The following is a 3,077-nucleotide window of genomic DNA, read 5'->3' on the forward strand; positions in this document are numbered from 1 at the left end:
TGGCCACGTTGTCGGCGGTGCGTTGGGATCCGTTGATGCGTGCGCATTACCAACAACTCAGGGCACGTGGAAAGCTGGGCAAGGTGGCACTGGTCGCCTGCATGCGCAAGCTGCTGACGATCGTCAACGCACGGCGGCGTGACGAACTACGGGTTCAAGGAGATGCCATCGCCGCCTGAAAGATCACATCACAAGACAGTTGCTGAATTAAGCCGAGCCGCGAAGCGGCTTCGGCTTGAATGAATTGTTAGGCAGACACACGTCAACTCTCCATTGAAATTTCATCGATCGCTCCGGCGTCGTCAAAGCGGACGGAGAGAACGTAGTCCGTTACGTCCCCAGGGAGCGAGAAGTCAAAGTTTTCAATGTCACCCTCGCCCCAGTTGGACTTGAGCTGGAGCAGCCTGAGTACCGCAGCTGGATCGGGTGCATCAGTACCGGTGTGCTCTTGCCAGTAGTCCTGAGGGAGTTCTTCTAGGTGATGCCCGACGAACATAGTGGTGCTGAACTCGCCCGCCTCTGTCCCATACGCATTCCGGATTGCATCGAGCGCCAGGTTTGCACGCTTCTCAACTTCGTCTGCCATGATCTCTCCTTGTCTGCCTAACGCCTGAATTTAGCCGAGCCGCGAAGCGGCTTCGGCTTGAATGAATTGTTAGGCCTCCACGCGAACATCTATCTGACATTGAAGAGCATTGCGAGCTTGGTTGCGGCCAAGCGCTGATAGAAGGGGACCAGACCCAATATCGCCGCATAGATCTCATCGAAAGCAAAGTCGGTATCTAGCTCAGCGTAACGGCGAGTGAGCTCTTCTCTATCCAACGCACTCAGGCGACCCGAGATGCGCTGCACATCGGCGGAGAACGAATAAGCACCACCCTCCGGGATCACCTCAGTGCCTTCAACCCCACAACCGTCCTCGGGGCCTAGCAATTTCGTCAATTCATACCAAACGGCCTCGCCGCCCGAGAAACGTTCTGCCGGAGCTTCTGGCGAATGGCCGGCCAAGAAATCATCTCCATCAAGCGATCCTTCAAGCACCCGGGCGAGCTGGGAGTCTGTGACGGCGTAAAACGTACCCCTAATGCTCATACCACCTCCAATTCTTAGGACTAAAGGGAAACACCATTTTGGGTCGGATGCCAGCCGAACCGAACTCACGGCAAACCAACCTGAGGCCTAACGCTTGAATTAAGCCGACCCGCGAAGCGGGTTCGGCTTGAATGAATTGTTAGGGCGCGGCTGCATATATACCCGGAAAGTAGCGCTCCATGAGTGACTGCGGATACAGCGGTGCCGTAAACCCGTACTGAGCATACAGCCCGTGCGCATCTCCTGTGGCCAGAGTGAACCGTCGTAGCCCTTGAAGCTGCGGATGTGCAAAGACAGCCTCCATGAGCGCCTTGCTATAACCCTTGCCTCGATGCTCGGGGAGGACGAAGACGTCCACTAGATTGGCGAAGGTCGTGTAGTCGGAAATGACGCGAGCAAACGCGACTTGGGACTTTCCGAGGAAGCCGCCAAAGCAGAGTGAATGGTCAATGGACCGCTGCACCAGGGCAAAAGGAATGCCTTTGGCCCAAGAGGTGTGCTCGGAGAGGAAGCCGTGAATGAGCGGGAGATCCAGCTCAGCTGTTTCTGTGGTTGTCCGAAAATTTTCCATAGCGCCCTAACGTTTGACATGAGCGGCGGCTGGAAGCGGGCGAAGCCCGCTGGAAGACGTCCGCTCGATGGAAGGGTTAGGCCGCGCTGTGTCACGCGCCGGGGTCATAGGACACTCCAGCTCAACATATAGGCAGGTCCAGACGGTGCATATCGGGCCGCTCTATCGATGTGACTTAGCTCCGCAACCGCGCGCTTGGCCTGGGCGGGGACGTCCGATCGGCTTTGTTTGAGAAGCGCTTCGATCTCATTCCATCTCGCGTTTCGACCCCCATGCCCCGGATGGGAGTCAGTATCAGCGCTGCCAGACTCGTACAAGGCATTCCACGCAACGAAGATCCGCCACTGCTCGACTTCGAGGTCGAGCACTTCCTTGTCTACTGGCCAAACCACAAACGTTCCGAGGTACTGGTCTTCCCCTTCATCGAAGAGTGACTTGAAACGATGGGGTATCCCATTGATGTCCGCGAGGCCAGCTCGTGGACCGTCGTACCACTCGTTCTCTACGTAGACCCTCTCAGGCGGACCGTACTTGACCATAGCTCCATCTGCGACTGAGGGGCCTAACTACGATTAGACCCAAAAGTGGGGTGTAGCGCGGATTGTGGGTGGGGCTTGGGAGGTCCGTCAATCAGGCTTTCCCCAAACGACAGAAAGGGTTATGGCGATTTCGTGGGCCCACAGGATATGCAACGTTGAGGGTGTTTACCGGCATGGAGGCTGTCTAACGCTCACTGCGGGAGATTTCGCGGTTATAAACAATTCAAAATCTGCCTCGCCAAAGCCCCAGCTGTTCGATGAAGTTCGGCGCAGATTGCGGGTGAAGCACCACCGTTTGCGGACGAAATAGGCCTATCCGTATTGGGTTCGCCGGTATATCCAGATCAACGGCCGCCGGCATCCGTGCGAATTAGGCGGTAAGCGGATCTAGTACTTCCTGAGCGATCTGGCGAATATCCGGAATTACTTCGATGCGCGAAACGCTTTCTGTTCTTCCAGCGTCAACGCCACGTTGTTGCGCAGATAGGCCGGCTCTACCCGTTCCGGCGCTAATGCCTCGCCGCGCGCGTAGGCGGCGACCGCCAGGCGTGCGACGTCGGCGGCGTGCGGCAGGATGCTGGCGTCCACGTCGAGCAGTTGCGACCCGAGGTGCAGTTGCAATGCGTTGTCGGCGGCGGCGAAGCCGGTGCCTGCTCCGTGCCAGTTGCCTTGGTTGTCGGGGAGCGCGACTTGGTTCGGGGCTGCTACGACTTCGGCGGAGATGGCTACCAGTTGATCGCCACGACGCTCGAAGGCGCCTGCGTAGACTTCGCCCATTCGGGCGTCTATGGCGGCCAGGATGCGGCGCGGTTCGAGCTCAACGCTGACACTCTGCGAATGACCGCTTAACCCCTCCCCGGCCCTCCCCTGCGCCC

4 protein-coding genes are annotated in these 3,077 nt (G+C 57.9%); all 4 read right to left on the reverse strand.

What is annotated here, in order from left to right; all coding sequences use genetic code 11:
* Nucleotides 1-262 precede the first annotated feature (262 nt).
* Nucleotides 263-586, reverse strand: coding sequence for a DUF2004 domain-containing protein (locus CSC73_RS18255; RefSeq protein WP_163843546.1), 324 nt, complete (start codon nucleotides 584-586; stop codon nucleotides 263-265).
* 89 nt (nucleotides 587-675) lie between these two features.
* A complete protein-coding gene (locus CSC73_RS18260) occupies nucleotides 676-1,092 on the reverse strand; it encodes a DUF1877 family protein (RefSeq protein ID WP_163843549.1) in 417 nt (138 codons plus the stop codon).
* A 139-nt stretch (nucleotides 1,093-1,231) separates the two neighbouring features.
* A complete protein-coding gene (locus CSC73_RS18265; protein WP_163843552.1) occupies nucleotides 1,232-1,663 on the reverse strand; it encodes a GNAT family N-acetyltransferase in 432 nt (143 codons plus the stop codon).
* 962 nt (nucleotides 1,664-2,625) lie between these two features.
* Nucleotides 2,626-3,077: tRNA threonylcarbamoyladenosine biosynthesis protein TsaB (locus CSC73_RS18270; RefSeq protein WP_425502354.1), on the reverse strand; the 452-nt coding region annotated here is incomplete at its 5' end.

The sequence above is a fragment of the Pseudoxanthomonas sacheonensis genome, assembly GCF_010093305.1.
In the GTDB taxonomy this organism is placed as follows: Bacteria; Pseudomonadota; Gammaproteobacteria; order Xanthomonadales; family Xanthomonadaceae; genus Pseudoxanthomonas_A; species Pseudoxanthomonas_A sacheonensis.

Excerpts from the sequence above, each read along its gene's own strand:
- CSC73_RS18255 (WP_163843546.1), bottom strand. The coding sequence starts at position 586 with ATGGCAGACGAAGTTGAGAAGCGTGCAAACCTGGCGCTCGATGCAATC.
- CSC73_RS18265 (WP_163843552.1), bottom strand. The coding sequence starts at position 1,663 with ATGGAAAATTTTCGGACAACCACAGAAACAGCTGAGCTGGATCTCCCG.
- CSC73_RS18260 (WP_163843549.1), bottom strand. The coding sequence starts at position 1,092 with ATGAGCATTAGGGGTACGTTTTACGCCGTCACAGACTCCCAGCTCGCC.